Source organism: Cupriavidus sp. (genome assembly GCF_057315035.1).
In genome coordinates, this window is sequence record NZ_DBHKYV010000026.1 from 11,186 (window position 1) to 37,802 (window position 26,617).

A 26,617-nucleotide genomic window follows, 5' to 3' on the forward strand; every position below is an offset into this window, starting at 1 on the left:
GCTGCGCACGACCATCGACGGCAACGAAGTGCGCCGCTCGTACTCGATCTGCGCTGCCGCCCAGGACCAGCGTCTGCGTATTGCCATCAAGCGGGTGGATGGCGGTGTGTTCTCGTCATGGGCCAATCAAAACCTGGGCGCAGGACACACGCTCGACGTGATGCCGCCATCGGGCCATTTCAACGTGCCGCTCGATGCCAGCCATCGCAAGCACTACGTGGGCTTTGCCGCCGGCAGTGGCATCACCCCGCTGCTGTCGATCATCGAGACCACGCTGCGCGCCGAGCCGGAAAGCCGCTTTACGCTGTTCTATGGCAACCGCGCCTCGTCGACAGTCATTTTCAAGGAAGCGCTCGAAGACCTGAAGGACACGTATCTGCACCGGCTGAACCTCGTGTTCATCCTGAGCCGCGAAACGCTCGACATCGACTTGTTCAATGGCCGGCTCGACGGCGCCAAGGCCGATGCACTGCTCAAGCGCTGGGTGGATCCGTCGAGCATCGACGTGGCATTTATCTGCGGGCCGCAATCGATGATGGAGGAAGTGTCGGACGCGCTGCGCCAGAACGGCGTGGATGCCTCACGCATCAAGCGCGAGCTGTTCGGCACCAGTGTGCCGGCAAACGCTGCGCCGCGTCCGCAGCATCGCGTGGTCGGCAAGCAGGATTGCGAAGTGACCGTGATTCAGGACGGCCGCTCGCGCAGCTTTACCGTCGCCAAGAACCAGCAGACCGTGCTCGACGCAGCGCTGGAACAGGGTATCGAGTTGCCCTACGCGTGCAAGGGCGGCGTGTGCTCGACCTGCCGCTGCAAGCGCGTATCGGGCGACGTCGACATGGATGTGAATTTCGCGCTCGAAGACTATGAAGTCGCACGCGGCTTCATCCTGAGCTGCCAGAGCTATGCGGTCAGCGACACGCTGTTGCTCGATTTCGACCAGGAAACCTGAGCGGCCATCCCTCCTTTCCGCACCTTCCGCACCTTCCGCACCTTCCACATAACTACGCCCCCCCAACGCCTCGGCGTCAAAGATATGGAGACACCTGTGACCCACGCATTGTTTACCCGCCATCAGGCCCTGCTCGACCAGGCGCTCGACGCCATCGACCAACGCGGCTACTGGAGCCCCTTCTCCGAGATGCCGAGCCCGAAGGTCTATGGCGAAACGGCCGCGGACGAAGGCAAGGCAGCGTTCGATGCACGCCTTGGCAAACCGTTTCCGATCCAGCAGCCCGGTACGACCGGCCAGGCCGGACAGGAAGTGTCACCGTATGGCCAGACGATTGGCGTCACGTACCCGCGTCCTGACCTCGACGCGCTGTTTGGCGCCATCGAAGCCGCGGCACCGGCGTGGCGTGCGGCCGGCCCTACGGCATGGGTTGGCGTGGCACTGGAGATCCTGACGCGCCTGAACCGCAGCAGTTTCGAAATGGCCCATGCGGTCATGCATACCACCGGGCAGCCGTTCATGATGGCGTTCCAGGCCGGTGGCCCGCATGCCCAGGATCGCGGCCTGGAAGCCGTAGCCTATGCATGGCAAGCCATGCGCGGCGTTCCCGCACAAGCCGTATGGGAAAAGCCGCAGGGCAAGAATCCTCCGCTGCGGATGGAAAAAACCTTTACGGTGGTGCCGCGCGGCATCGGGCTGGTGATTGGCTGCTGCACCTTCCCTACCTGGAACGGCTATCCCGGTCTGTTCGCGAGTCTGGCAACCGGCAATCCGGTGGTAGTCAAGCCGCATCCGGGCGCCATCCTGCCGCTGGCCATCACCGTGCAAATCGCACGTGAAGTACTGGCCGAAGCTGGATTCAGCCCAGACATCGTGACGCTGGTCGCCAACAACCCCGATGAGCGCATGGCCTCCACGCTGGCGTTGCGCCCCGAAGTCAAGCTGATCGACTTCACCGGCAGCACGGCCAATGGCGACTGGCTGGAGCGCAACGCCCACCAGGCGCTGGTCTATACCGAGAAGGCCGGCGTCAATCAGGTGGTGATCGACTCGACCGACGACTTCAAGGGCATGGTCCGCAATCTGGCGCTCTCGCTCGCGCTGTATTCCGGGCAAATGTGCACGGCCCCGCAGAACCTCTATATTCCGCGCGATGGCATCGATACACCCGAAGGCCATGTCACGTTCGATGGCGTGATCACCGCGCTGGCCGAGGCCATCGGCAAGCTGACAGCCGACCCTGCCAAAGCCGCGGAAATCCTTGGTGCGATTCAGAACGAAGGCGTTGCGCAGCGTATCGACGCCTCGCGCAACCTCGGCAAGATCGTGCTCGACAGCCAGACCATCAGTCATCCCCAGTTCCCCGAGGCGCGGGTCCGCACGCCGCTGTTGCTCAAGGTGGATGTGCGTGACGAAGACAAGTTCACGCAGGAACTGTTCGGCCCAATCGCCTTTGTCATCGCCACCGATGGCACCGAACAGGCGATTGCCGTCGCGCGGCGCATCGCAAGGCAACACGGCGCGCTCACGCTTTCCGGTTATACGACCGAGGTAAAGATTGAAGGCCTGCTCGAAGACGCCGCACTGGATGCCGGCGTAGCGCTGTCCCTGAACCTGACCGGACCGGTTCTGGTGAACCAGTCCGCGGCATTCAGCGACTTCCACGGCACCGGCGCCAATCCGGCGGCCAACGCCGCATTGACCGACGCGGCTTTCGTCGCCAACCGCTTCCGGGTGGTGCAGTCGCGCCGCCACATCAAGGACTGAGTTCCGCGTTTTGCAATACCGCCCGACACCCGGCACATCGATGTGCCGGGGTGGGCAACCCATACCTATAGCTTCGAACTTCCTACCCTGGAGGAGACACCATGGTCCAGCGCGCCCCCCAAACTGACCAGCTCGATCCCATCGAGCATGCCAGCCGCGACGAACTGCAGGCGTTGCAGCTACAGCGACTGAAATGGACACTGCGACACGCTTACGACAACGTGCCGCATTACCGCCAGGCATTCGATGCGGCGGGCGTCCACCCCGACGATCTGCGCCAGCTTTCCGACCTGTCGAAGTTTCCGTTCACGACCAAGAAGGAACTGCGCGACAACTATCCGTTCGGCATGTTTGCGGTACCGCGCGAGGAAGTGGTGCGCGTGCATGCCTCCAGCGGTACGACCGGCCAGCCTACCGTGGTCGGCTACACCGCCAACGATATCGATACCTGGGCCACGCTGGTAGCGCGTTCGATCCGCGCCGCGGGCGGGCGCCGCGGCGACCTGGTGCAGGTCTGCTATGGGTACGGGCTGTTCACCGGGGGTCTGGGCGCCCACTATGGCGCGGAAAAGCTCGGCTGCACGGTGATCCCGATGTCGGGCGGCCAGACCGAGAAGCAGGTGCAGATGATCCGCGACTTCAAGCCGCGCATCATCATGGTCACGCCCTCCTACATGCTGAACGTGATCGACGAGATGGCGCGCCAGGGCATGACGCCTGCCGACAGCTCGCTGGAAATCGGCATCTTCGGTGCCGAGCCATGGACCGATGCGATGCGCGGGGAAATCGAAACCCGCGCCGGCATCGATGCGGTGGACATCTACGGCCTGTCCGAAGTCATGGGCCCCGGCGTGGCCTGCGAATGCATCGAAAGCAAGGACGGTCCCGTGATCTGGGAAGACCACTTCCTGGCCGAGATCATCGATCCGGTGACCGGCGAAGTCCTGCCCGATGGTTCGGAAGGCGAGCTTGTCTTTACGTCGCTGACCAAGGAGGCGCTGCCTGTGATCCGGTATCGCACGCGCGACCTGACGCGCCTGCTGGCCCCGACCTCGCGATCGATGCGGCGGATTGGCAAGATCACCGGCCGATCGGACGATATGCTGATCATCCGCGGCGTCAATGTGTTCCCGTCGCAGATCGAGGAGCTGATCCTGCGCCAGCCGGAACTGGCCCCGCACTACCAGCTCACCGTCACGCGCGATGGGCATCTGGACAAGCTCGCCGTTGCCGTCGAAGTCCGTCCCGAGGTATCGCACCGCTTGTCCGAAACCGAACGCGAAGCGTTGGGCGCCAGGCTGCGCGACGCCATCAAGACCAACGTCGGCATTACCACGCGCGTGGATGCCGTGCCGGCTGACCGGCTGGAGCGCACGTCCACCGGCAAGGCCAGGCGCGTGCTGGACCTGCGCGCGGCAGGAGTAACCGCAGCAGCCGAGCCCGTCCGCGCCGCGGCCTGACACGCTTCGTCCCTGGAGACAACCATGACCGAACGGCAATTCGCCTCCATCGCCCAACATCCCGATTTCCATGCGCTGACGCGGCGCCGCGCGCGCCTGGGATGGACGCTGACAGCAGCCATGCTCGTCGTCTACTTTGGCTTTATCGTCCTGCTGGCGTTCTTTCCGGCGTTGCTGGTGGCACCAGTCAGCGGCGGCACGCTGACCACGGGCATCGTGGCCGGGGTTGGCGTCATCGTCGTGGCGTTCACGCTGACGGCGGTGTACGTCAGCAAAGCCAATCGCGAGTTCGACAGCCTGAACGCCCGCATCCTGCAGGAGTGCGCAGCATGAAACGCCATCTGTTCCTGAGCGCCGTGCTGTGCGCTGCAAATGCCCATGCCGGCCCTGCCATGGACGGCAATGTGTCCGCCCAGCCGATGAACTGGCATGCCATCGGGATGTTCGTGCTGTTCGTATTGTTCACGCTCGGCATTACGCGCTGGGCGGCGCGGCGCACCCGCACGGCATCTGACTTCTATGCGGCCGGCGGTGGCCTGACCGGCTTCCAGAACGGCTTGGCAATCGCCGGCGATATGGTATCCGCTGCGTCATTCCTCGGCATCTCGGCGATGATGTTCGACAAGGGCTTTGATGGGCTGATCTACGCGCTGGGCGTGGTGGCAGGCTGGCCCATCATCCTGTTCATCGTGGCGGAACGGTTGCGCAACCTCGGCAAATATACGTTTGCCGATGTCGTGGCCTATCGGCTGCAACAGCGGCCAGTACGCATCACCGCCGCGTTTGGCACGCTCACCGTTTCGATCATGTATCTGGTGGCCCAGATGGTTGGCGCCGGCAAACTGATCCAGTTGCTGTTTGGCACAAGCTATCTGTCCGCGGTATTGGTGGTGGGCGTACTGATGGTGCTATACGTGATGTTCGGCGGCATGCTGGCCACCACGTGGGTGCAGATCATCAAGGCCATCCTGCTGCTGGGCGGCACGACATTCATGGCCTACGAGGTGCTGGCGCATTTCGGCTTCAGCCTCGATGCCCTGTTCGCCGAAGCCGTGCGCGCGCATCCGAAAGGCCAGTCGATCATGGCGCCGGGCGGGCTGGTTGCGAATCCAATCGAGGCGATATCGTTGGGCGTCGGCATGATCTTCGGCACTGCCGGCCTGCCCCATATCCTGATGCGTTTCTTCACGGTCGCGGATGCGCGTGAAGCCCGCAAGTCCGTGTGCTATGCCACCGGTTTTATCGGCTACTTCTACCTGCTGATCCTGATCGTCGGCTTTGGCGCCATCGTGCTGGTTGGCGGCAATGCGGCGTTCCGTGACGGTTCGGGCCAACTGATCGGCGGCAGCAATATGGTGGCCGTGCATCTGGCGCAGGCGGTAGGCGGCAGCATGTTCCTGGGCTTTATCTCCGCCGTGGCCTTTGCCACCATCCTGGCGGTGGTGGCTGGGCTCGCGCTGTCCGGCGCATCGGCCGTGTCACACGATCTCTATGCAACGGTGCTGCGCAAGGGCCGCGCAACCGAAGCCGAGGAGATCCGCGTGTCGCGCTATGCCACGCTGGGCATTGGCGTGGTGGCCATCCTGCTGGGGCTGCTGTTCGAGAAGCAGAACATTGCCTTTCTCTCCGGGTTGGTGCTGGCCATCGCCGCGTCAGTCAACTTCCCGGTGCTGTTCCTGTCGATGTTCTGGAAGGGCCTGACCACCCGTGGTGCGGTCGGTGGCAGCGTGATGGGACTGGTATCAGCCATCGTACTGCTGGTGTTGGGGCCGACTGTGTGGGTCGGCATCCTCAAGCACGAGCAAGCGATCTTCCCCTACGCCAACCCTGCCCTGTTCTCGATGTCGTTGGCATTTGCCGCGGCGTGGCTGCTCTCTGTGCTCGATCGTTCAGAGGCAGGCAACAAGGAGCGCCAGGCCTACCTGCCCCAGTTCGTTCGATCGATGACGGGCCTCGGTGCCGCCTCGGCAAGCCGTCACTGACGCAACGGCTGCACTCTGCTCCTCGGGGCTCCGGCCCCGGGAGCAGCCGGAAACACCATCAGTGTTCTTGCCCCTGGCGCAGGAATGGCGCGACAGCACAAGCCACCAGCAGCAGTCCGGCCATGATGATGAGCCCGTTGCGGGTGCTCCCGGTCGCCTGCTCGATGATGCCCATGACCGACGGCCCGATAAAGCCGCCGACCAGTCCACAAGTATTGATAAGCGCCAGCCCGCCTGCCAGTGCAACACCAGTGAGTCGCGACGACGGGAACAGGAAGACGATCGACTGGACCACAAAGAACATCAACGCGGTCAGAGAGAAGCCGGCCAGCGCCACCACCGGGCCTGCGAAGGCGGCGATCAGCAGGCCAACGGCCATCACGACCAGTCCCAGGCAGAGCAGGCGACGGCCGCGCTGCGGGGTGTTGGCGTGACGGGGCAGCCAGGCAGCGCCGATGGCGGCAGCGATCCACGGCAGCGAGTTGAGCATGCCGATCTCAAGCGGCGAAAGTTTGCCGTACGTGCCGATAATGCTCGGCAAGAAGAAGATCACCGTGTAGATCGAGATCTGGTGGCAGAAGTAGATAAAGATCGCCAGCCAGACCTGCGGATCGCGCATTGCGCCCAGGAATGAATGACCGCCCTTGCCTGGCATGGCGCCTTCGGCGGCTAGCTTGCGCTGGATTTCCTGTGCCTGGGCTGGCGTCAACCACGACGCGCTCTGCGGCCCGTCGGGGAGCTTTTTCCAGACCACCGCGGCAAGTGCCACGGCCGGCAGGCCCTCCAGTACGAACATCCATTGCCAGCCCTTGAAGCCCCATACGCCATCCATGCCCAATAGCAGGCCGCCCAGCGGGCCGCTTGCGATATTGGCGATGCAGACGCCAAGCAGGAAGTAACCCACTGCCCGGGCACGCTCCTCGCGGCCGAACCAGTACGTCAGGTACAACATCACGCCTGGGAACAGGCCTGCCTCGGCGGCGCCGAGCAGCACACGCATGATGTAGAACGATGTCTCGCCCTGCACAAAGGCCATGGCCGCCGAGAGCAGCCCCCATGTCACCATGATTCGCGTGATCCAGAAGCGCGCGCCCACACGGTGCATGATCAGGTTGCTTGGCACTTCCAGCAGCGCATAGCTCAGGAAGAACAGGCCCGCTCCAAGTCCGTAAGCGGCCGCCGAGATGTGCAGGTCGACGGCGATATGGGACTTGGCGAGCGCGATGTTTGTGCGATCGAGGAAGCTGATGACGTATGACAGCACCAGCAAGGGCATCAGCTTCCGGAAAAGCAGTCCGGTCAACGAACTGTCGGTCGCCGCGGCGATCGATGGCGCATCGGTGGCATGTACGGTCTGCATGCGAGGTCTCCATTGGGCGGATACGGCGCCGCGCCACTGGTGGGCGCTCGGCAGCCGTTCCGCTTGAATCGTATGTGTTTGGCAGTGGACGGGGCTGCGGTGGCCCCATCGATTAGAAAGCCGTGCCTGCCGCGCCCTTCAGGTCGAGGATGTCGCGCGCTTCGTCAGGCGTAGCCACTTCGATATTCAGCGCTTCGAGGATGGTCCGGATGCGCGTGACCTGCTCGGCGCTCGATGCCGCCAGTTGGCCCGGACCAATCCAGAGCGAGTCCTCCAGGCCCACGCGCACATTGGCACCCATGGCAGCGCCGATGGTTGCCAGCGGAAGCTGATTCTTGCCAGCGCCGAGGATCGACCAGCGGAACTGATCGCCAAAGAGGCGCTGTGCGGTACGGTGCATATGCATCAGGTCCTCGGGGTCGCCGCCGATGCCACCCAGGATACCGAACACGGACTGGATGAATACCGGCCCCTTCACCAGCCCGCGGTCAAGGAAGTGCCGCAGATTATAGAGATGGCTGATGTCATAGCACTCGAACTCGAATCGCGTGCCGTTGGCGTTACCGATGCGCAGGATATTCTCGATGTCCTGGTAGGTGTTCTTGAAGATCAGGTTGCGGCTGTTCTCCAGATGCTCGCGCTCCCACTCGTGCTGGAACTCCTTGAAGCGGTCAAGCATCGGGAACAGGCCGAAGTTCATCGAGCCCATATTGAGCGACGCCAGCTCCGGCTTGAACGTTGTCGCCGGCAGCATGCGTTCATCCACCGTCATGTGCGGGCTGCCACCTGTGGTGATGTTGATGACCGCATTGGTCTCGGCGGCGATTTGCGACAGGAACGGCCGGAACAGCTGTGGATCCTGCGATGGCCGGCCGTCCTTCGGGTCACGCGCGTGCAGGTGCAGGATGGCCGCGCCCGCGCGGGCGGCGTCGATGGCAGCCCGGGCAATTTCGTCGGCGGTCACCGGCAGGTGTGGCGACATGCTGGGCGTGTGGATGGCGCCGGTCGGGGCGCAGGTGATGATGGCTTTGGCTCGCTTGGCCATGGTGAATCCTTGATTGGTGTCTTGATCGGTGTCTTGAGATGGCGGCGGGTAGCCGCCAGCTTTGGCGAGTGGGAAGCGCCCTGGCTGACTAGCTCAGCGCCTGGGTCAGGCCGTCCACCACCATCTCCTGGCCGTGAACGTTGGCCGCCTGGTCACTGCACAGGAAGCGGACCATATTGGCAATGTCACGCATCGTCACCATGCGGCCCAGTGCCGCCTGCGACGTGTAGTTGAGCGTGACTTCCTCCAGCGGCTTGCCCAATGACTCGGCCTTGGCGGCGATCACGGCGCGAATGCGCGGCCCGTCCACTGCGCCCGGCAGCACCGTGTTGACGCGGATGCCATCCCGCCCGAGTTCCAGTGCCAGCGACTTGGTAAAGCCGACCACGGCCCATTTCGACGCCGAGTAAGCTGACCGGCCCGGCATGCCGAGGTGACCGGCTGCCGAGGACAGATTGACGATGGCTGGCGAGTGGCCCTGGCGCAGGCGCGGCACCGCGGCGCGGGCGCACAGGAACTGCCCGGTGATGTTCACGCCAAGCGTGCGCTCCCAGTCGGCCAGTGACAGCGTTTCGACGCCGCCCGTCGGGCCCGCCACGCCGGCATTGTTGACCAGCACATCGAGCCCGCCCAACGCCGTGTCGATCGCTTCGAACATGGCTGCGACGTCGTCTTCCTTTGATACGTCGGCACGCAGCGCCACCACGCCGGGCAGCTCGGTCGTGACGCGCTCGAGGCTCGTGCCCGATACGTCGCACACCGCCACGCGTGCGCCCGCCTCAACAAAAGCCCGCGAAATCTCCAGGCCAATGCCATCCGCTCCGGCGGTCACCAGCACGCGCTTACCAATGAGCGATTCGTCCTTCCACATGATTGATGTCTCCAAGGCACAGGCCGATCGCCTGTCTTCGGGACGAAGTTTAAACTGTGATCACAGATCTCATATAGCGGATAACCCTATGTGCTATGCTTCCCCGACATGACCCTGAATGAACTTGTGACGCCTCTGACGCGGCAGACCCTGAGCCGCGACGTCTACTCGCAACTGCGGGAGCTTCTGATTACCGGTCAGATGGTGCCGGGCGAGCAGATATCGCTGCGCAATATCGCCGCCGCGCTGGGGGTGAGCGTGATGCCCGTGCGGGAAGCGGTTCACCGCCTGGTTGCCGAGCAGGCGCTGGAACTCACGCCTAACCGCGCGCTGCGTGTCCCGCGCATGAGCGTTGGGCAGTTCGAGGAAATCACGAAGATCCGCATCCAGCTGGAGGGGCTGGCCACCGCCACTGCCGCCGAGCGCATCACTGATGAAGAGCTGCGACAGGTGCGGGCACTGCACGCCAGGTTCGCCAAGGAGATGGCCAAGACGAAGCCGGACGGCGCCGATGTCATCGCCGCGAACCAGGCCTTTCACTTTACGGTCTATGCGGCCGCGCGGATGCCAATCCTGCTGCAGCTGATTGAATCGCAATGGCTGCGCATCGGTCCGATTCTGAACCACGACCTGCGCTCGGGCTCCCGACGCGTGGAAGAGCGCGTGGCGGTCAGTCACCACGAACGCCTGGTCGAAGCCCTTGCCAGCCATGACAGCCAGGCGGCATGCGCCGCATTGCGCGGCGATATCGAAAGCGCGGCGGCATACATCGTCTCCGCGGGAGTCCTGGTGAAAGCGGAGAAGACCGACAGTGCAATGGATGCACCGATCCCCGTGAAGCAGGCCAACCTTGGCGGCAAGCGCCTGCCGGGCGGCACGGAGCGATAGGCACTCAGAGGCCGCCCCGCAGCAACAACTACAGTTGCAAGCTGCGGGCGCGGTCTCCTGCTTTGGAACGGCGATACCTTATCGCCCAGACAATGCCACAAAGCGCTGGTTGATTCGACTTCATCACCACAGCCGAACACTGCTCCAACACCGGTGTTGGAGGAAAGCAGGACATCTCCGCAGCGCAGCCCAGTATCACGGCGACATCCACGGAGGAGCCTGCTGACAGGGCGAATTTCAACCGATCGCTCAGAGCCCGGGAGACTATTTCGCGCCGATCATTACCGATGACGGACTCGCATACACGAAACTCCCTGGCGAGGGCTCGTATGGAGTGCAAAAGGTCGGTAGTGGTCACGGGACGATGGCTCCCTTCTCTATCCTTGCACGATCGATCATCCGTCCGGAACGCGTTCACCAAAACTATTCCAGGCCGCCCTGGCAGACGTACTTGATCGTCAGGAAATCATCAAGTCCATACTTGGAACCCTCGCGGCCATAGCCCGATTCCTTGACGCCGCCGAATGGAGCCGCCTCGCTTGCCAGGGCCCCTTCATTGACGCCAACAATCCCGACTTCCAGGCGACGCGTCACGCGGTCGATCCGGCGCACATCCTGGCTGTAGAAATAGGCTGCCAGCCCGTAGGGCGTGTCGTTTGCGGCCTTGATGGCCTCGGCCTCGTCGTCGAATCGGAACAGTGGCACTACCGGACCGAACGTCTCCTCGCAATTGAGTTCCATCGCGCTGCTGGCATTGCCAAGGACGGTCGGCGCATAGTAGTTCGGCCCCAGTTCCTCGAGGCGCTTGCCTCCCGTGAGGATGTTTGCCCCGTGGGACACCGCATCGTCGACGTGCCGCGCAATCTTGTCGATGGCACGCGCATTGATCATTGGGCCGATTTGCGCGGACGCGTCGGTAGCGGGAGCCACCTTGAGGGCAGCCACGCGCCTGGCGAGCAGGTCCCCGAACTTTTCGTAGACACCGCCCTGGACATAGACGCGATTCGGACATACGCAGGTCTGGCCACCGTTACGGAACTTGGAAACCATCATCCCTTCGACCGCGGCCTCCAGATCGGCGTCGTCAAACACGATGAACGGTGCATTGCCGCCCAGTTCGAGGGACAACTTCTTGAGCGTGTCCGAGGATTCGCGCGCCAGGTACTTCCCCACTGCTGTCGACCCCGTGAACGTGAGCTTGCGCACGCGCCCATCGTGCAGCCAATCCGCGACGGCGGGCACCGCATGCTCACGCGAAGCGACGATGATGTTGAGGACGCCAGCAGGAATACCGGCGTCATGCGCCAGCTTGACCATGGCGAGCGCGGTGAGTGGCGTATCTTCGGCCGGCTTTGCCACCACGGTGCACCCAGCCGCCAGTGCAGCCGCACATTTGCGGGCAATCATGGCCAGCGGGAAGTTCCACGGTGTGATGGCAGCCACCACTCCCACCGGCTCCTTGATTGCCGTCATGCGCTTGCCACGCTGGAACTGCGGGATGATGTCGCCATAGACGCGCGTGGCTTCGTCCGCGAACCAGGTCACATACGACGCGCCATACAACACTTCACCGCGACCTTCGGCGAACGGCTTGCCCTGCTCCAGCGAGATAAGCCGGCCGAGACGATCCGCATTCTGGACAATCAGTGCGTGCCATCGATGGAGCAGTTCGGCACGTTCCTTGGGCAGCGCATCGCGCCATGCCGGAAAGGCTTTGGCCGCCGCATCCGTGGCAAGCCTGGCGTCGGCGGCATGGCTATCCGCGACATTCGCGATGACTTCACCGGTAGCGGGATTTGTCACGGCAAATCGCTTGCCATTCACCGCTGGCGCCCATTCCCCATTGATGCAGTTGTTGGTTTGAAGCAGGTCCCCGATTTCGGTCAGGTATGACATGAATATGGACTCCGTATGGAAGCAATGTAGAAGAGAGTCAGTCCGGAGTGATGCCGGCCTGCTTGATGACCTTGGCCCACTTGGCGGACTCTTTCGTCAGGAAGTCGGCGAATACCTGCGGCGTTCCACCGTTGGGCGCGACGTTCTGCGCGGCAAACACAGTCTTGACGTCGGGTTGCGCAAGGATCTTGCCAATCTCGGCATTGAGTTTCTGCACAATGGCGTCTGGGGTTCCGGACGGCGCCACCACGCCGTACCACGCCGTCATCTCGTAGCCGGGAACACCGGACTCCGCGATCGTTGGCACGTTATGCGCGAGCTCGGTGCGTTGTGCGCTGGTGACGCCTAGCGCGCGCATCTTGCCGGATTTCACATAGGGCATGAGGTTCGGCGTGTTGTCGAACATGATGTCGACCTGGCCGCCCATCAGGTCAGTGGCCATCGGTGCGCCGCCCTTGTAAGGCACATGCGTCAGGTCCACCCCTGCCATCGACTTGAACAGTTCCATCGACAGATGTGGCGACGAACCCGGCCCGGACGATGCATAGGTCAGCTTCCCGGGACTTGCCTTGGCAGCGCGAATGACGTCCGGCACGCTCTTGTACGGTGACGCGGGATTGACGACCAGCAGGTTCGGCGTCTGACCCAGCAGGATCACGGGGCGGAATGCTTTCGCCGTATCGTAGGGAAGGCTCTTGCGCAGGCTCGGATTCGTGCAGAACGCGAACGACACCACCAGCAGCGTATAGCCATCCGTCGGCGCGCGAGCGGCGGCAGCGGTGCCGACTTGCGAGCCCGCGCCCGGTAAGTTCTCGACCACGATGGGTTGGCCCCATGCTTCGCCGAGCTTGCGCGAAAGCACGCGCGCCACGGTATCGTTAAAACCTCCGGCCGGCTGAGGAACGATCAGGCGAATGGGCTTTTCCGGGTAGGCGGCAAGCGCGCTACCCATCGCGGCGAAAGAAAGCAGGCTGGCGACCGCGGTCGCTTTTGCGAGTTGCATGAGTTTCATGGGTTTCATGAGTTTCATGAAGGCAATCCGATAAGAATTGATACAGGCGGCGTGGTTCGCGGCCGGACAGTCAGACGACCTTTCCGGGATTCATCAGCCCTTGCGTATCCCAGGCCGATCGCACCTTCTGCATCAGTTCCACTTCCAGTGGAGAGCGCAGGCGCTTGAGTTCATCGGTCAATACATAGCCCACGCCATGCTCGGCACTGAAGGTGCCATCGAGTTCGGCGGCCACGTCATGCACAATCGCGCGCACTTCGTCTGCCACCTGTTCCTGCTCGGTGAATTGCGACCAGTCCGCGAATGAGAAGCGCGGAATGAAGTGCACATTGCCGTCACCCAAATGCGACACCAGCACGATCTCAAGCTGCGGATAGCGGGCCTGCACCGCTTGCGACGCGCGTTCGATAAACACGCCCACGGATTTGACTGGCACGGCCACATCGGTAGACAAACCCATGCCAGCCTTGCGGTTCGCTTCCGAGATGCCATGCCGAATCGCCCAGAACGCCTCGTGCTGCGCGCCTGACGCGGCAATGGCGACATCGCGCAGGCAACCCGCTTCCAGCAACTGGCCCATCGCGCCTTCCAGCAGTGCGTTCAGATCGGCATGGGCGTAGGTGTCGCTCATTTCCAGCAGTACGGCGTACGGTGCCTCGGGGTCGGTGGGCAGGCGCATCTCCGGGAAGTGCGCCATGACCGTTTGCAGTTGCTCGCGGTTCAGCAACTCAAACGCGCAGATACGATCGCCAGCTATCGCTTGCAGCGTACTCAGGCATCGCAACGCGTCGTCGACCGCGTCCACCGTCAGCCATGCTGCGGCCCAGACCGAAGGACGCGGATGCAGACGCAAGGCCACGGCGGTCACAATGCCGAGCGTGCCTTCCCCACCCACGAACAGGTGCTTGAGCGCGTAGCCCGCATTGTCCTTGCGCAGCGTGCGCAGGCCGTTCCAGATGCGGCCATCCGGCAGCACGACTTCCAGACCCAGCACCTGGTCGCGCGTGGAACCGTACTTCAGCACGCCCGTGCCGCCGGCATTGGTGGAGACATTGCCGCCGATCTGGCAAGAGCCCTGCGCGCCAAAGGTGACGCCATAGAGTCGTCCATGCTCTTCCGCAGCGGCCTGGATATTGGCCAGGATGCAGCCCGCTTCGGCAACCATGGTGTTGCCGACCGTATCGACATCGCGGATCCTGTTCATGCGGCGCAGGCTCACGATCACGGGCGCGGTACCCGCTTCGCGCTTCGCCTTGACCGGTGTTGCGCCGCCAACCAGGCCCGTGTTTCCGCCTTGCGGCAGCACCTTGACGCCAGCGGCCGCACAGGCCTTGACCACCTCGCTCACCTGCTGCGTCGTGAGCGGGCTGACCACACAGACCGACTCGCCGCGATAGCGGCCACGCCAGTCTTCCACATACGCTGCCACGTCCTCAGCCGCGGTCAGCACGTGATCGTCGCCCACGATCGCGCGCAGGGTGTGCACCAGGGCCTGGTGCTGGGGGTCTTGTTGGGGGTCTTGTTGGGGGTCTTGTTGCATGTCTCGCTCAACCATGGTCACTTCAGGAGTTCACGCAGATTCAGCCGGGCAATCAGCGCGGTTTCCTCACGATACGACTGTTCAATGAATGCGCGGTAGTCCTTGGCATCCTGGTACATGACGATCATGTCGTACTTGTCGAGCGCGGCCTGGAACGCGGGGTTGAGCGCCGCCTTGCGGAACGCTTCGCGCAGCCGCGTCTCGACAGCGACGGGCAGGCCAGCCGGCGCGCCGATGCCGCCCGGTGCGTTCATGACCAGGTTGAACCCCTGCTCTTTCAGGGTCGGAACATTGGGGAAGCGTTTCAGTCGCTGTTCGCCCCATGTGGAAAGCAGGCGCAACTGGCCGCTCTCGACAAACGGCGCCCAGGTGCTGGAATCGGCCACCAGATCGACGTGCCCGCCCAGCAGTGCCTGAGTCGCTTCATTGCCACCCTTGAAGGGGACATGGGTCATGCTGACGCCGCTGCTCTTCAGCAGCGACTCCATGCCGATATGCGTCTGGTTGCCGACGCCAGGCGATCCATAGGTGAGCTTCCCCGGATTGGCCTTGGCGTAGGCCATCAACGACTTCATGTCCTTGAATGGCGAGTCCGCGCGCACCACGATCCCGAAAGCGAGACCCGCGACTCTGGCGATATAGGTGATGTCCTTGAGCGCATCGATCTTCACCGTGCCAAGTTGCGAGAATCGCGTCACCGACAGTGGTATCTGCCCAATGGTGTAGCCGTCCGGTTTCGCATTGGTCATCGACTTGACGCCCAGCATGCCCGAGGCGCCAGCGCGATTCTCCACGACGATCGGTTGGCCCAGTTCATCGGAAGCAAGCTTCGTCAACACGCGCATGGTCGTGTCCGAAATGCTTCCCGCCGGCCAGGGGCAAATGAAGTTGATGGGACGATTCGGATAAGCCGCCTCAGCGCGCGCCAGACCGCTCAACGGCAGCGCAGGCGCCACAAGCGCGCCGGCCAGGCCTTTGAGCACGGTACGGCGTGCGGGCTTCTCGAGTCCTTTCATTGTGTGTCTCCATATTGGATGGCGGCGTGCGTGTGCGATGCACATCGTCGCGCCGCTCTTGTTCTGGTGCTGGAATTGCCGTGGTGCATCCACGGCGTGAAGGCTGGTGAACCGCGTGGCGGCCCCCGCCAAGGCTCAGTAGGAACCGGAAGACTTCGCCGAAGCGTTCGCTGGCTCTGGTTCCTTGAACATGCCGAACAGTTGCTGCTGGGCATGGGCCAGCAAGCGCGCGTCGTTCGACACGGTCAACATTGAAAAGCCTTGTCCATGCATATGGCGCGCATAGTCGAACGCCGAGCAATGCATGATCGTGAATTTGCCCGCCCGCTGTGCGCCGCTGCGGATGCGTTCAATCACCGAGAGCACTTCCGGGTGAGCCTGGTCGTCCACCGGGTCATAACCCAGTGACAGGCTCAGGTCCGCCGGGCCGATGTAGACGCCATTCAGGCCGGGAACTGACAGGATGGCATCGAGGTTTTCCACCGCCTGGCGCGTCTCGATCATGGCGAAGGTAAGCACGTTCTCGTTAGCCCCCTTCCAGTAATCACTGCCTCCGTATAGCGGGGCTCGCGTCGGGCCGAAACTGCGTCCACCTTGCGGCGCGTAGCGGCATGCAGAAACAAACGCTTCGCAGTCCGCCTGGGTATTGATCATCGGGCAAATGATGCCGTAGGCGCCTGCATCAAGGATGCGCATGATGATGCCGGACTCCAGCCAAGGCACCCGCACCATTGGCGTGACAGCCGTCGTGGAGATGGCCCGCAGCATGTGGACGGTCGTCTCGAAATCACTCAGGCCGTGCTGCATGTCGATGGTCAGCGCGTCCCAAGGCTGGTGCGCCATGTTCTCGGCAATCGACGGACTTCCGAGTACCAACCAGCCATTCAAGGCCGGCGTTCCGGATTGCAGGCGGTCGATGAGCGGATTCTTTCGCATTGGGCGTCTCCTCATAGTTGTTGTTGAACGGGTGCTTCGGAACGACTCCACAGCCCGTTGCCAAAGTCTTATGATAACCATATCATGTGCAAACAACAATAGATGAAGACTTTGATGAAAGAGACTACCAAGCGACACGTAGGCTTCATTGGTCTGGGCGCCATGGGCCATGGAATTGCGAAGAATGTCCTTGCGCATGGGTATGAAACGACCGTGCTGCTGCGTCGGCCCGAGGATCGTGCGCGGCATGCCGACTTGCTTGCGCAAGGCGCGAATGCGGTGTCATCGGTATCCGACGTGGCGCGGGTGTCCGACGTCGTCATCATCTGCGTGACCGATTCAGCCCAAGTCGAGCAAGTTATCCTGTCACCGGACGGCCTGGCCGCCTCGCTTCGGTGGGGAACTGTTGTGATCGATTGTTCGACGGCGTTGCCGGAGTCCACCCGGCGCGTAGCAGCGGCTATCGAGGCGAATGGCGGACTGTTCCTTGACGCAGCACTGACGGGCACGCCAAAGGAAGCGGAGGCCGGCAGGTTGAATCTGCTTGTGGGTGGCAGGCCGGAAGTGATTTCCGAGGTCGAGCCATTGCTTTCAACGTTTTCCCTGGCGCGGTACCACTGCGGGCCGGTAAGCGCGGGACATGCAATGAAGCTGCTGCATCAGTTCGTGGTGCTCAGCAACACCGCAGTGCTGGCGGAAGCCTTCGCATGCGCACAGAAAGCCGGTGTCGATCAGGCAGTGCTATGTGACGTGATTGCTTCTGGCGGCGCGAACAGCACCGCCTTTCAGCGAATTCGTCCTTTCGTGGAAGCAGGCAACGACGAGTCGTTCCGGTTCTCGCTCGCCAATGCGGCCAAGGACATGCGTTACCACGAGCAAATGGCGGCCAATTCCGGAAGTGCGTCGTTCATCGGCGCCTCGGTACTGGGCATGTATACTGTCGCCACCAACCAGGGCTTGGTGCGCCAATCCGTGCCGCACCTCATCCATTGCTATAACAAGATCAACGGCATCAGCCCGGGTGCGCAAGAAACGTCTACCGAATGAACTCGACCACGCAAAACTCTTTCGGCGATGAGCTGGCCAAAAGCTCTCTCTCGGACCGGCTCACCAAGGTGCTCGTCGACGAGATCCTCGCTGGCGAAATGCAGCCTGGTCAGAAACTGCCAACAGGACAGGAGCTGGCGCGCCGTTTCGGCGTCAGCCTCACTGTCGTCAGGGAATCGATTTCGTCATTGAAGGCCGATGGGCTGATCGAGACGCGGCAAGGCGCCGGGGCTTTCGTAAGCAAGTCCGCGCACCAGCGCCCGTTCAGGATTGCGTCGGCGCCCACTGCACCTGGACATGTCACACCTGAGCAGATCTTCGAACTGCGCACCGGTGTGGAAATGCAAGGGGCAGCGCTGGCAGCGGAACGCGGCACCGACGCACAGTTGCAGGCCATCCGCGATGCATACGACGAGATGGCGAAAGACGTTGCTGCGGGTGGCGACGGGGTCAATGCCGACATCGAATTCCACAGCCGCATTGCCGATGCAACCGGCAACCCGCTGTTCGGTAGCTTCCTCGAGTTCCTGGGCGAGCATATTCGCGACAGTATCAAGGAATCCCGCTCGGAGGATGCCTGGGCAACGCATCAGGCCGAGGTCATGGCGGAGCATGCGGCAATCGTTGATGCCATCACCCGCCGGGATCCCGCTTCCGCGGAGCGGGCGGCATATCAGCACATGCTGAATTGTCGCTCACGCTGTATACCGCGACGCTAGCATTGTTCACTGCACGCTCGGCAGATTTCGATCTGCACGGGAGTAAGCTTGGCCAACCCGGATCTGCTCGATAGAGACCTCAAATCCGCCAGTACCGCGCACGTCGTAGCTGCGCAAGCAAGCCCATGCGATGAGCTTGTCATCCGCACGCAGCCCACTGCGATTGACCGCCCTTGCCAGCGCAAGCGCCTGGCGCTTGCCGCCACCATCCTCGGCTCGAGCATGGCATTTATCGACGGCTCCGTGGTCAATGTCGCCTTGCCCACCATTCAGGGCGAACTCGGAGCCAGCGTCGCCGAAATGCAGTGGATCGTTAACGCCTATCTGCTCTTTCTCGGGTCCCTGGTGCTGGTGGGTGGATCGATGGGCGACAAACTCGGGCGCCGCACGGTCTTCATCGCGGGCATTACAGTCTTCACTCTCGCGTCGGTCGCTTGCGGGCTCGCGCCGAACGCGAGTTTGCTGATCGCAGCACGTGTGTGGCAAGGAATCGGCGCGGCGTTCTTCGTACCCAGTAGTCTCGCAATCATTGGCGCCATCTACGAAGGCGAAGCGCGCGGACGGGCAATCGGCATCTGGTCAGCCGTCGGGGCGATCACCTCGGCGGTGGGCCCGGTGGCGGGCGGCTGGCTAGTCGATGCGTTATCGTGGCGCGCGATATTTTTCCTCAACGTTCCCCTTGCAGCGGCGACGATAGCGCTGGCGATTTCGTCCGTGCCGAACAGCCACAAGTTTGACGCACCGCCACGACTGGACTGGCCCGGGGCACTGAGCGCGACGGCTGGGCTTGGCGCCCTGGCCTATGGCCTGACAGAGGCGTCAACGCGCGGCTTCACGGATCCGCTGGTACTGTGCATGATCGGCGCCGGCGTGCTCGTGCTGGCCGTATTCGTGAAGATCGAGGCGACCAGCCCTCACCCCATGATGCCGCTCGAGGTCTTTCGCTCGCGCGATTTCACCGGCGCAAACCTCGTCACCCTGCTGCTCTACTTCGGTCTGACCGGTGCACTGTTCTTCCTGCCGTTCACCCTGATACGCGCGCATGCCTATACCGCAACCGAAGCGGGCGCGGCGCTGCTGCCGGTGCCCATCATCATCGGCTTGTTCTCGCGCTTCACCGGAGGCCTGACAAGCCGTTTCGGTGCGCGGGCCCTGTTGAGCGCTGGCCCGTGCGTGGCCGGCATCGGGTTCGCGATGCTCGCGTATCCGCTTGTGCGCGAAAGCTACTGGATCGGATTCTTCCCGGCACTCACCGTGCTCGGCGTCGGCATGACAATCACCGTCGCGCCACTCACCACCACCGTGATGGGATCGGTGCCAAGCGAGCACGTAGGCGTCGCATCCGGCATCAACAACGCTGTAGCACGCGTGGCAGGCCTGCTGGCAATTGCGGTACTCGGCATCGTATTCGTGTGGTCGCATCAGGCGGCCCTGTCAGCGCGACTGGCGGAAACTGCAGCCATCGATGACGCACTGCGCGCCGTTGCACTGGCTTGCGCCGTGTGCGCGTTCGTTGGAGGGGGTCTTGCGTTAGCGACAATCCAGCCGCGCAAGTGATGTGCTTCCCACCCCCTTCCCTGTATCGCGCCACCCCGGACAAGACCTGTTTAGTGTCCAGGCATTAAATTGACGGACAATGGACAGTATGAGTCACTTTTAACCCAGACGCAGACCTGATCGCGCCACTTTTGTGGCGCAGTTTGAAAAATCGCGCCACAATCGCGCCACAATCGCGCCACCTCATACGCAAACTGCGCCACTGCCGTCATGCCAATTTCCCTCGCCCTTCTGGAAAGCGATGGCGGACAAGCTACGCCTTGCCTGGCGCGATGTGATCAGGCAAACGATCCGGGAAGTCGTGTTGCAACCCAATCTGGATGCGCTCTCAGCAATTCGGCAGGTCGTCACGGCAAAAGTGCCCGAGGCCGATCGAGACAGCGTGCAAGCACTGATTGTTGAAGAACTCCGGCGACTGCACGAGGGCGTCCTGGCCAGATACGGCTTGCGCCCCTCGGAACTCGCAGCATGGAAGGCATCCCAGGTGACGGGGCTGCCAGATTGATGGCATTGCCACAGCGATAGCAAGCAATGTGGCAACGTTCTATCAGACCACCATCGGTGTCGTAGCCCCATCGATGGAGAGGATCGCACCGGAGATGTAGGCGGCACGCGCCGACGCGAGAAACAGCACCGCATCTGCGATTTCTTCGGGCTTCGCAAGCCGCCCAAGCCCGGTCCGGTCATTGGCCTTGTGCAAGGCCTCTTCGATCGTCGTGCCGGCAAGCTTCGCTTCTGCCTCCAGCCCCTGATTCAGCCTTTCCGTACTCGTGGCCGAAGGGTTGACCGCGTTGACTCGCACCCCCAACCGTCCATAGGCATTTGCCAAACCCGCGGTCGCCAGCATCAAGGCGGCATTGGCGGCCCCGCCCGGCAAATGGGTCGGGCTGGCCACCTTGCCGCCCATGCCGACGATATTGACGATAGCGCCGCCGCCTGCTTGCCCCATCTGCTTGATGACTGGATCGATGACGTTGATGTAGCTGAAGTACTTCGCATCCATCGCATCGCGCCACGCTTGCGGCGTCAGATCCGCGGGCGGGGTGCGGCGTGCGCCGCCTGCCGAGGTGACCAGGATGTCAATGCCCCCGAGCGAGGCCAGAACCGTATCCACCGCGCGCGTAGCGCTGTTCGCGTCCGTCAGGTCGGCTGCGGCACTGATGGCAACCGCAGCAGGGAATTCACCAGCAAGTGCGGTCAGCGCCGCGGCGAGGTTGGCCTCGCTGCGCCCGACAATAGCCACCTTGGCGCCCTCGCGCAGGAAGGCTCTGGCGCAAGCCAGTCCGATGCCACGGCTTCCGCCCGTAATCAACACACGCTTACCGCCGAGTTCCAGGTCCATCTTCGCCACCCCGTTCAGAAGTTGTCTAACCCCAGCATGGTAACGAAAGGTTCACTAAAGCTGCTGAGCCGTCTTCGGCCAGACGGCCGGGTGTCGCCACATATGGTGTTTGCGGCCTATATCGCCAATAATGATCAGACTGCCATGGCCGGACGAGGACGATCATGCTCTATAGTCCCGACGCAATTCGTACGATTGCCCTATTGGGGCACTCGGGGTGCGGCAAGACCTCATTGGTCGAAGCGCTGCTGCATAAGGGAGGCGCGCTGCACAGTCCCGGCAGCGTCGAGCGCGGCACCACGGTCTGCGATTTCGATCCGCTCGAGCGCAAGTACCGCCATTCGCTTACCAGCGCGCTCGCCCACCTCCACTATCGCGACACCCGCATCTACCTGCTCGACACGCCGGGCTATCCTGACTTCTCCGGCCTGTCGATGAGCGGCATGGCGGCGGTCGAGACCGCCGCCATCGTCATCAATGCCCAGACGGGTATCGATATGACGACTCGTCGCATGATGGCTTGGGCGCAGGCGCGCAAGTTGTGCCGGATGATCATTGTCAACGGCATCGACAAGGAAAAGGTGGATCTGCCCGCGCTGCTGGCCGACATTCAGGAGGCGTTCGGCAAGGAGTGCCTGCCGATCAATCTCCCGGCGGGGCGCGGCACCAAGGTCGTCGATTGCTTCTTCAACCCGGCGGGCGAGGCCGATTTCCTGTCAGTGGCGTCGGCTCACGAGGCGCTTGTCGATCAAGTCGTCGAGATGGATCCCGAACTGATGGAGCTGTATCTCGAACAAGGTCAGCAAGTCGCCCCCGAACAGTTGCACGCGCCGTTCGAGCGGGCGCTCCGCGAAGGCCACCTGGTGCCGATCTGCTTTACCTCGGCAGCCAATGGCACCGGCATCGAGGAACTGCTCGAGGTGTTTGTGCGGATGCTGCCCAACCCGACCGAGGGTAATCCACCCCTGTTCTACCGCGACGCAGGCGAGCGCCAGGAAGCCGTCCGTGCCGAGCCAGTACCCGACAAACATGTGCTTGCGCATGTCTTCAAAATCACGATAGACCCGTACCTCGGCAAAATGGCGGTGTTTCGCATCCACCAGGGCACGGTCACGCGTGACAGCCAGCTCTATATCGGCGACGGGCGCCAGCCGTTCAAGGTTTCGCATCTGTTGATGCTGCAGGGCAAGGAGCGCGTCGAAGTACCGCAGGCGGGACCCGGCGACATCTGCGCCGTGGCGAAGATCGACGAGATCGCCTTCGATGCCGTGCTGCATGATGCGAGTGAGGACGGCAACATCCACCTGGCCCCTCTCGACTTTTCCAAGCCGATCTATGGCCTGGCGATCGAGCCGGCGCGCCGCGGCAACGAGCAGCGCCTGTCGGAGCTCCTGCAGAAACTCACAGCAGGAGACCCATGCTTGCGGGTCGAGCATCCGGCCGGCACCAATGAGACCGTCCTGCTTGGCTTGGGCGAGTTCCAACTGCGCTGCGCGCTGGAGCGCCTGACCGATCATTACAAGCTCGAGGTCGTGACGCGCCCCCCAAGGATCGCCTATCGCGAAACCATCGACGGCAAGGCCGAGGGGCATCACCGCCACAAAAAGCAGACTGGAGGCGCCGGTCAGTTCGGCGAGGTGTTCCTCCGCGTCGAACCGCTGCCGCGTGGCACGGGCTTCGAATTCGTCGACGCGGTCAAGGGAGGCGCGATTCCGGGCCAGTTCATTCCCGCCGTCGAAAAGGGCATCCGCCAGGTCCTTGACAGCGGTCCGCTGGCCGGCTTTCCAATGCTGGACGTGCGCGTGATCGTGTTCGATGGCAAGAGCCATTCGGTCGATTCAAAGGAAGTCGCGTTCGCGGTGGCCGGGCGCAAGGCCTTTGTCGACGCCGTGCTCAAGGCACGGCCGAGCGTGCTCGAGCCGATCGTGGATATCGAGGTGACCATGCCCGAAGCGTCGATGGGCGACATCATCAGCGACCTCTCTGTCAAGCGCGGCCAGATCCGGGGCACACGAACCGCGGCCGGCAACAACGTCATCGTCGTGGGACAGGTACCGCTGTCCGAACTCAACGAGTACCAGTCGCGCCTGAACAGCATCACGGGCGGGCACGGCAACTACGCGATCCAGTTCAGTCACTACGAGCCCGTGCCGCCCGCCCGGCAGGAGCAGATGGCATCGCAGCACAAGTCGGCCGCGGCCGATCACGACTAGGGCGGATCCTCCCGGGGCAGATGCTTTAGCACCCGGCATCTTGACGGCATCGTCTCGGGCACGGTCTCCATGCCCGAGACCAACGTGCTACGCGGCAGTCGTATTCGCTTGCTTCAATGCCCGTTGACTACCGCACCTTGGCCCAGCCAACCACCTGCCATCGGAACATGGCGGCGTCGCCAACCTCGGCGTCGTACGTCATTTGCATCTTGCCGTCGGCCGCATAGATATCCAGCCGAGGCACCGTTGGCAGGTCCAGCCACAATGAATCATCGTGGAATGACCAGTTCCCGCACCACGCGCAAGCGTCGCCCGGCTTCTCGCCTGGCTGATGGAAGTTGAAACGGCCATCAGCACGAATTTCCAGGTAGTCGAAGGCGCGATAGAAGGTCAGCAGTGTCCGCTGCCTTGCAGTAGCTTCGGCGGTCTGGGCGGGCGTGGCCGGAGCCGGCAAGTCTGCCGGCGCACGAACGGCAGCGCCGTAGAGCTTCCACTTGCCGATGAAGTCGGCCGCGACGGGCAAATAAGCAGCAGGCGCGTTTGCGGCAGGCACTGGCTCTCTGGTCGACGCAGTCGATGTAGTGGACGTGTGCGCGTGGACGGGCGCAGTGGCGGCCAGCGCGAGCAGCACGGCAAGGGTTGAGGTGGTTGTGGCGGATTTGGCGAAGTGAATCGCCTTGAAGCGGAACATCGGTAGAAACATCCAGTGTGAAAGCGGAGAGAGCCTAGCAGCCATCGGCCCGAACCAAAGCCAGAATAGGCACGACAAATGTAGCATATTAGGCATTTTAAGGCATATACATCACATATAAAGCGCCTTAAAATCCATATTCGGTTGTCGCAAAACCCTTTCCGCGCATGGCCTGGAGCAAGGTTGAAGCGATAGCCGATCCGTAGCTACACGCCCCTACCGGGGTGACAAACACCGAAGGAAAGCAGTAAATGAAAGCGATCACCCTCCGAATCCTGACGGTTGCCGCACTGGCCGCAACGGGCACCGCCACCGCCGCCACGCAATCGCCGGAAGCCGTCACGGACTTGTTCCTGCGCACGCTGGTGCACGCAGACCCGGCTGCCATGAAGTCGCTGAACGACTACACGCGCCCGGCGCGAGTCGCCAACAAGGCCCCAGGTGATTTCATCAATATTCCGGAGACGCTGGAGGCAGACAAGGATTACGCCAAGGAACTGGCGCCTGTCTTCCTGGAGCAACTGAAGCTGTCCGACGCGGACAAGACCGCGCTGACGCCAACCGTCGTCAAGTTCATGCAGAGCATCCACGATGCCCAGAAACGCACGGTCTGCACGACTGGCAAGGCCGAGCCGATCACCGAGGGCGTGCCCAGGAAGATGCTGGCCGTCAGCGTGCCGTTCGAATGCAAGGTGGCGAACCCTCCGGAAAAGCTGAAAGCCTTCCTGCAACGCGCATCGGGCAGCAACTGGAAGACCGTGGCGCAGTATCGCGAGGCCATCGACAAGCTGCGCGAGGGATATGAAACCGCCCCGCTGACCCAGGACTGGCGCGGCGCCTTGCCGCTGACCGCCGAGAAGAAGCAGGTTCTTTGGCAGAACATCTTTCCGCGTGAGAGCGTCGATATCACCGAAGCACTGTTCTGATTGGCGCCGCAGCCAGACCTGGCGGTTCGCTGCGTTCTGAAGCGACGACGGCGCGCATGCGAATGCGCGCCGTCTGCTTACCACTGCTCTACCGCCATCCAGCCTGACGACGCCGCTGACGCAACGCCCGCTTAGCCGCGCTCCAGTTGGGTGTAGCCCTCGGCACCGCCGCCGAAAAACGTGGCCACCGGTGCGTCGAACAACGGCGCATTCGACTGCAGGCGCTCGACAAGATCCGGATTCCCAATAAAGGCCTTGCCGAAAGCGATCATGTCCGCGTGACCCGAAGCCGTGGCGCCTAGTGCGCGGTGACGGTCGTAGCCATTGTTGGCGATATAGGCACCCCCAAACGCCGCGCGAAGGCCCTGGACGTCGAAGGCTGCGGCGCCGTTGCCGCCGTGGAGCTGTCCTTCGACGACATGCAGGTAGGCCAACCCGATCTCGCCGAGACGGCGAACCAGGTAGCTGTGCGTTTCCATCGGCGTGCTGTCCAGCGGTGTATCCCCGACTGCGGTCGATAGCGGCGACAGGCGCAGGCCAACGCGATCGGCACCCCAAACCTCGGCGACGGCCTCCACCACCTCCAGCGTGAGGCGCGCACGATTCTCGATCGAGCCGCCGTAGCGGTCGTCGCGGCGATTCGTGCTATCGCGCAGGAATTGCTCGAGGAGGTAGCCGTTGGCCGCGTGTACTTCCACGCCATCGAACCCGGCCTCCTTTGCCCGACGCGCGGCATTTCGGTAGTCATCCACGATGCCTGCAATCTCCTCGGTAGCTAGCTCACGCGGCATCGACGGTGGCAGGTGCCCTGCTTCCGTGAAGACGTTGCCGCCCGCCTGGATAGCGGTCGGCGCCACCGGTGCAGCACCGTCCTCCTGAAGACTGACGTGCGACATGCGTCCCACATGCCACAACTGCATCACGATGCGGCCGCCCGCTGCGTGAACGGCATCCGTCACGCGTGCCCAGGCGGCCACATGCGCATCGGTGTAGATGCCGGGCGTGTAAGCGTAGCCACGGCCCTGGCGCGAGATGTTCGTGGCTTCGGTGATGATCAGGCCGGCCGAGGTTCTCTGTGCGTAGTAGTCGACGGCTAGCGGTGTCTGCACGCCGTCCATGCCGGCACGCGACCTGGTCAGCGGCGCCATGGCAACACGGTTGCGGACGTCGATGGCGCCCAGGCGGAAAGCGGAAAAAAGAGATTCGGAAGACATGATGGCGACTCCATTTACTGTGTGCTGTGCAATAAGGAAGCGGTGCTCGCTTCCTTTCCTGGGAGGGATATCAACCCCTTGGTGCATTGCAGTATGTGAGTCGCGCTCTCATTCATCCAATTTACTTGCTGGATTGCAGATATATCGTTACCAATATATTTTGATGCGCTATGACCTTTGCCATCG

Annotated in this window: 23 protein-coding genes; 12 read left to right on the forward strand and 11 right to left on the reverse strand. The window is 62.7% G+C overall.

All coding sequences use genetic code 11. The annotated features are described in order from the left end of the window. The 5 genes from ACO550_RS25680 to ACO550_RS25700 all read left to right on the forward strand — a co-directional run. A partial coding sequence (locus tag ACO550_RS25680; protein WP_485995003.1) for a 2Fe-2S iron-sulfur cluster-binding protein occupies positions 1 to 949 on the forward strand: 949 nt, incomplete at its 5' end. 96 nt (positions 950 to 1,045) lie between these two features. Continuing rightward, the gene (paaN, locus tag ACO550_RS25685) at positions 1,046 to 2,716 is read left to right on the forward strand and encodes a phenylacetic acid degradation protein PaaN (protein ID WP_315597183.1); all 1,671 of its coding nucleotides are present in this window, start codon (positions 1,046 to 1,048) and stop codon (positions 2,714 to 2,716) included. Positions 2,717 to 2,817: 101 nt separating this feature from the next. Continuing rightward, positions 2,818 to 4,176, forward strand: coding sequence for a phenylacetate--CoA ligase PaaK (paaK, locus tag ACO550_RS25690; protein ID WP_315597182.1), 1,359 nt, complete (start codon positions 2,818 to 2,820; stop codon positions 4,174 to 4,176). Positions 4,177 to 4,200: 24 nt separating this feature from the next. Then, complete coding sequence (locus ACO550_RS25695; RefSeq protein ID WP_315597181.1) at positions 4,201 to 4,509, forward strand: DUF485 domain-containing protein; 309 nt, start codon at positions 4,201 to 4,203, stop codon at positions 4,507 to 4,509. Beyond that, positions 4,506 to 6,158 (forward strand): cation acetate symporter, encoded by a 1,653-nt coding sequence (locus ACO550_RS25700; protein ID WP_485995004.1) that lies wholly within the window; start codon positions 4,506 to 4,508, stop codon positions 6,156 to 6,158. Before ACO550_RS25695 ends, ACO550_RS25700 begins: the two co-directional genes overlap by 4 nt. A gap of 58 nt (positions 6,159 to 6,216) precedes the next feature. Here ACO550_RS25700 and ACO550_RS25705 read toward each other — a convergent pair whose 3' ends face one another. From ACO550_RS25705 to ACO550_RS25715, 3 genes are all read right to left on the reverse strand, one after another. Beyond that, positions 6,217 to 7,518 carry an MFS transporter gene (locus ACO550_RS25705; RefSeq protein ID WP_315597179.1) on the reverse strand — a complete coding sequence of 434 codons (1,302 nt, stop codon included), beginning with the start codon at positions 7,516 to 7,518 and terminating at the stop codon, positions 6,217 to 6,219. Positions 7,519 to 7,630: 112 nt separating this feature from the next. After that, complete coding sequence (gene kce, locus ACO550_RS25710; protein WP_315597178.1) at positions 7,631 to 8,563, reverse strand: 3,5-dioxohexanoate:acetyl-CoA acetone transferase; 933 nt, start codon at positions 8,561 to 8,563, stop codon at positions 7,631 to 7,633. Positions 8,564 to 8,651: 88 nt separating this feature from the next. Further along, positions 8,652 to 9,434 (reverse strand): 3-oxoacyl-ACP reductase FabG, encoded by a 783-nt coding sequence (locus ACO550_RS25715; RefSeq protein WP_315597177.1) that lies wholly within the window; start codon positions 9,432 to 9,434, stop codon positions 8,652 to 8,654. A 108-nt stretch (positions 9,435 to 9,542) separates the two neighbouring features. On the opposite strand from ACO550_RS25715, the gene ACO550_RS25720 reads away from it, so the two are divergent. Next, positions 9,543 to 10,322, forward strand: a complete 780-nt coding sequence (locus ACO550_RS25720; RefSeq protein ID WP_315597176.1) for an FCD domain-containing protein — start codon at positions 9,543 to 9,545, stop codon at positions 10,320 to 10,322. Positions 10,323 to 10,745: 423 nt separating this feature from the next. Here ACO550_RS25720 and ACO550_RS25725 read toward each other — a convergent pair whose 3' ends face one another. The 5 genes from ACO550_RS25725 to ACO550_RS25745 all read right to left on the reverse strand — a co-directional run bounded on the left by ACO550_RS25725 (position 10,746) and on the right by ACO550_RS25745 (position 16,722). Further along, complete coding sequence (locus ACO550_RS25725; protein WP_315597175.1) at positions 10,746 to 12,218, reverse strand: aldehyde dehydrogenase family protein; 1,473 nt, start codon at positions 12,216 to 12,218, stop codon at positions 10,746 to 10,748. Between the two features lie 37 nt (positions 12,219 to 12,255). Next, complete coding sequence (locus ACO550_RS25730; RefSeq protein WP_485995005.1) at positions 12,256 to 13,221, reverse strand: Bug family tripartite tricarboxylate transporter substrate binding protein; 966 nt, start codon at positions 13,219 to 13,221, stop codon at positions 12,256 to 12,258. 79 nt (positions 13,222 to 13,300) lie between these two features. Next, complete coding sequence (locus tag ACO550_RS25735; RefSeq protein ID WP_315597173.1) at positions 13,301 to 14,770, reverse strand: FAD-linked oxidase C-terminal domain-containing protein; 1,470 nt, start codon at positions 14,768 to 14,770, stop codon at positions 13,301 to 13,303. A gap of 17 nt (positions 14,771 to 14,787) precedes the next feature. After that, on the reverse strand, positions 14,788 to 15,786 hold the full coding sequence (locus ACO550_RS25740; protein ID WP_315597172.1) for a tripartite tricarboxylate transporter substrate binding protein: 999 nt from the start codon (positions 15,784 to 15,786) through the stop codon (positions 14,788 to 14,790). Positions 15,787 to 15,921: 135 nt separating this feature from the next. Then, the gene (locus ACO550_RS25745) at positions 15,922 to 16,722 is read right to left on the reverse strand and encodes an HpcH/HpaI aldolase family protein (RefSeq protein WP_315597171.1); all 801 of its coding nucleotides are present in this window, start codon (positions 16,720 to 16,722) and stop codon (positions 15,922 to 15,924) included. Between the two features lie 102 nt (positions 16,723 to 16,824). Here ACO550_RS25745 and ACO550_RS25750 point away from each other — a divergent pair, with 102 nt between their 5' ends. From ACO550_RS25750 to ACO550_RS25765, 4 genes are all read left to right on the forward strand, one after another. Next, complete coding sequence (locus ACO550_RS25750; protein ID WP_315597170.1) at positions 16,825 to 17,769, forward strand: NAD(P)-binding domain-containing protein; 945 nt, start codon at positions 16,825 to 16,827, stop codon at positions 17,767 to 17,769. After that, on the forward strand, positions 17,766 to 18,488 hold the full coding sequence (locus ACO550_RS25755; protein ID WP_315597169.1) for an FCD domain-containing protein: 723 nt from the start codon (positions 17,766 to 17,768) through the stop codon (positions 18,486 to 18,488). Before ACO550_RS25750 ends, ACO550_RS25755 begins: the two co-directional genes overlap by 4 nt. 48 nt (positions 18,489 to 18,536) lie before the next feature. Next, positions 18,537 to 20,045, forward strand: coding sequence for a DHA2 family efflux MFS transporter permease subunit (locus ACO550_RS25760; protein ID WP_315597168.1), 1,509 nt, complete (start codon positions 18,537 to 18,539; stop codon positions 20,043 to 20,045). 241 nt (positions 20,046 to 20,286) lie between these two features. Continuing rightward, positions 20,287 to 20,550 (forward strand): hypothetical protein, encoded by a 264-nt coding sequence (locus ACO550_RS25765; protein ID WP_315597167.1) that lies wholly within the window; start codon positions 20,287 to 20,289, stop codon positions 20,548 to 20,550. Between the two features lie 42 nt (positions 20,551 to 20,592). On the opposite strand, the gene ACO550_RS25770 is transcribed toward ACO550_RS25765, so the two are convergent. Next, positions 20,593 to 21,387 (reverse strand): SDR family oxidoreductase, encoded by a 795-nt coding sequence (locus tag ACO550_RS25770; protein WP_315597166.1) that lies wholly within the window; start codon positions 21,385 to 21,387, stop codon positions 20,593 to 20,595. A 164-nt stretch (positions 21,388 to 21,551) separates the two neighbouring features. On the opposite strand from ACO550_RS25770, the gene fusA reads away from it, so the two are divergent. Continuing rightward, positions 21,552 to 23,600, forward strand: coding sequence for an elongation factor G (gene fusA, locus ACO550_RS25775; RefSeq protein WP_315597165.1), 2,049 nt, complete (start codon positions 21,552 to 21,554; stop codon positions 23,598 to 23,600). Between the two features lie 127 nt (positions 23,601 to 23,727). Here the strand turns inward: fusA and ACO550_RS25780 are convergent, their stop codons facing one another. After that, positions 23,728 to 24,291: a hypothetical protein gene (locus ACO550_RS25780; protein ID WP_315597164.1), complete on the reverse strand. Its 564-nt coding sequence runs from the start codon at positions 24,289 to 24,291 to the stop codon at positions 23,728 to 23,730. 251 nt (positions 24,292 to 24,542) lie between these two features. Between ACO550_RS25780 and ACO550_RS25785 the strand changes: the two genes are divergently transcribed. Next, positions 24,543 to 25,217 carry a hypothetical protein gene (locus ACO550_RS25785; RefSeq protein ID WP_315597163.1) on the forward strand — a complete coding sequence of 225 codons (675 nt, stop codon included), beginning with the start codon at positions 24,543 to 24,545 and terminating at the stop codon, positions 25,215 to 25,217. A gap of 131 nt (positions 25,218 to 25,348) precedes the next feature. On the opposite strand, the gene ACO550_RS25790 is transcribed toward ACO550_RS25785, so the two are convergent. Further along, the gene (locus tag ACO550_RS25790) at positions 25,349 to 26,431 is read right to left on the reverse strand and encodes an oxidoreductase (RefSeq protein ID WP_315597162.1); all 1,083 of its coding nucleotides are present in this window, start codon (positions 26,429 to 26,431) and stop codon (positions 25,349 to 25,351) included. Between the last annotated feature and the right edge of the window lie 186 nt (positions 26,432 to 26,617).

Coding starts and splice junctions, on each gene's coding strand:
- paaK (WP_315597182.1), top strand. CDS start 2,818: ATGGTCCAGCGCGCCCCCCAAACTGACCAGCTCGATCCCATCGAGCAT.
- ACO550_RS25695 (WP_315597181.1), top strand. CDS start 4,201: ATGACCGAACGGCAATTCGCCTCCATCGCCCAACATCCCGATTTCCAT.
- ACO550_RS25700 (WP_485995004.1), top strand. CDS start 4,506: ATGAAACGCCATCTGTTCCTGAGCGCCGTGCTGTGCGCTGCAAATGCC.
- ACO550_RS25705 (WP_315597179.1), bottom strand. CDS start 7,518: ATGCAGACCGTACATGCCACCGATGCGCCATCGATCGCCGCGGCGACC.
- kce (WP_315597178.1), bottom strand. CDS start 8,563: ATGGCCAAGCGAGCCAAAGCCATCATCACCTGCGCCCCGACCGGCGCC.
- ACO550_RS25715 (WP_315597177.1), bottom strand. CDS start 9,434: ATGTGGAAGGACGAATCGCTCATTGGTAAGCGCGTGCTGGTGACCGCC.
- ACO550_RS25720 (WP_315597176.1), top strand. CDS start 9,543: ATGACCCTGAATGAACTTGTGACGCCTCTGACGCGGCAGACCCTGAGC.
- ACO550_RS25725 (WP_315597175.1), bottom strand. CDS start 12,218: ATGTCATACCTGACCGAAATCGGGGACCTGCTTCAAACCAACAACTGC.
- ACO550_RS25730 (WP_485995005.1), bottom strand. CDS start 13,221: ATGCAACTCGCAAAAGCGACCGCGGTCGCCAGCCTGCTTTCTTTCGCC.
- ACO550_RS25735 (WP_315597173.1), bottom strand. CDS start 14,770: ATGCAACAAGACCCCCAACAAGACCCCCAACAAGACCCCCAGCACCAG.
- ACO550_RS25740 (WP_315597172.1), bottom strand. CDS start 15,786: ATGAAAGGACTCGAGAAGCCCGCACGCCGTACCGTGCTCAAAGGCCTG.
- ACO550_RS25745 (WP_315597171.1), bottom strand. CDS start 16,722: ATGCGAAAGAATCCGCTCATCGACCGCCTGCAATCCGGAACGCCGGCC.
- ACO550_RS25750 (WP_315597170.1), top strand. CDS start 16,825: ATGAAGACTTTGATGAAAGAGACTACCAAGCGACACGTAGGCTTCATT.
- ACO550_RS25755 (WP_315597169.1), top strand. CDS start 17,766: ATGAACTCGACCACGCAAAACTCTTTCGGCGATGAGCTGGCCAAAAGC.
- ACO550_RS25765 (WP_315597167.1), top strand. CDS start 20,287: ATGGCGGACAAGCTACGCCTTGCCTGGCGCGATGTGATCAGGCAAACG.
- ACO550_RS25770 (WP_315597166.1), bottom strand. CDS start 21,387: ATGGACCTGGAACTCGGCGGTAAGCGTGTGTTGATTACGGGCGGAAGC.
- fusA (WP_315597165.1), top strand. CDS start 21,552: ATGCTCTATAGTCCCGACGCAATTCGTACGATTGCCCTATTGGGGCAC.
- ACO550_RS25780 (WP_315597164.1), bottom strand. CDS start 24,291: ATGTTCCGCTTCAAGGCGATTCACTTCGCCAAATCCGCCACAACCACC.
- ACO550_RS25785 (WP_315597163.1), top strand. CDS start 24,543: ATGAAAGCGATCACCCTCCGAATCCTGACGGTTGCCGCACTGGCCGCA.
- ACO550_RS25790 (WP_315597162.1), bottom strand. CDS start 26,431: ATGTCTTCCGAATCTCTTTTTTCCGCTTTCCGCCTGGGCGCCATCGAC.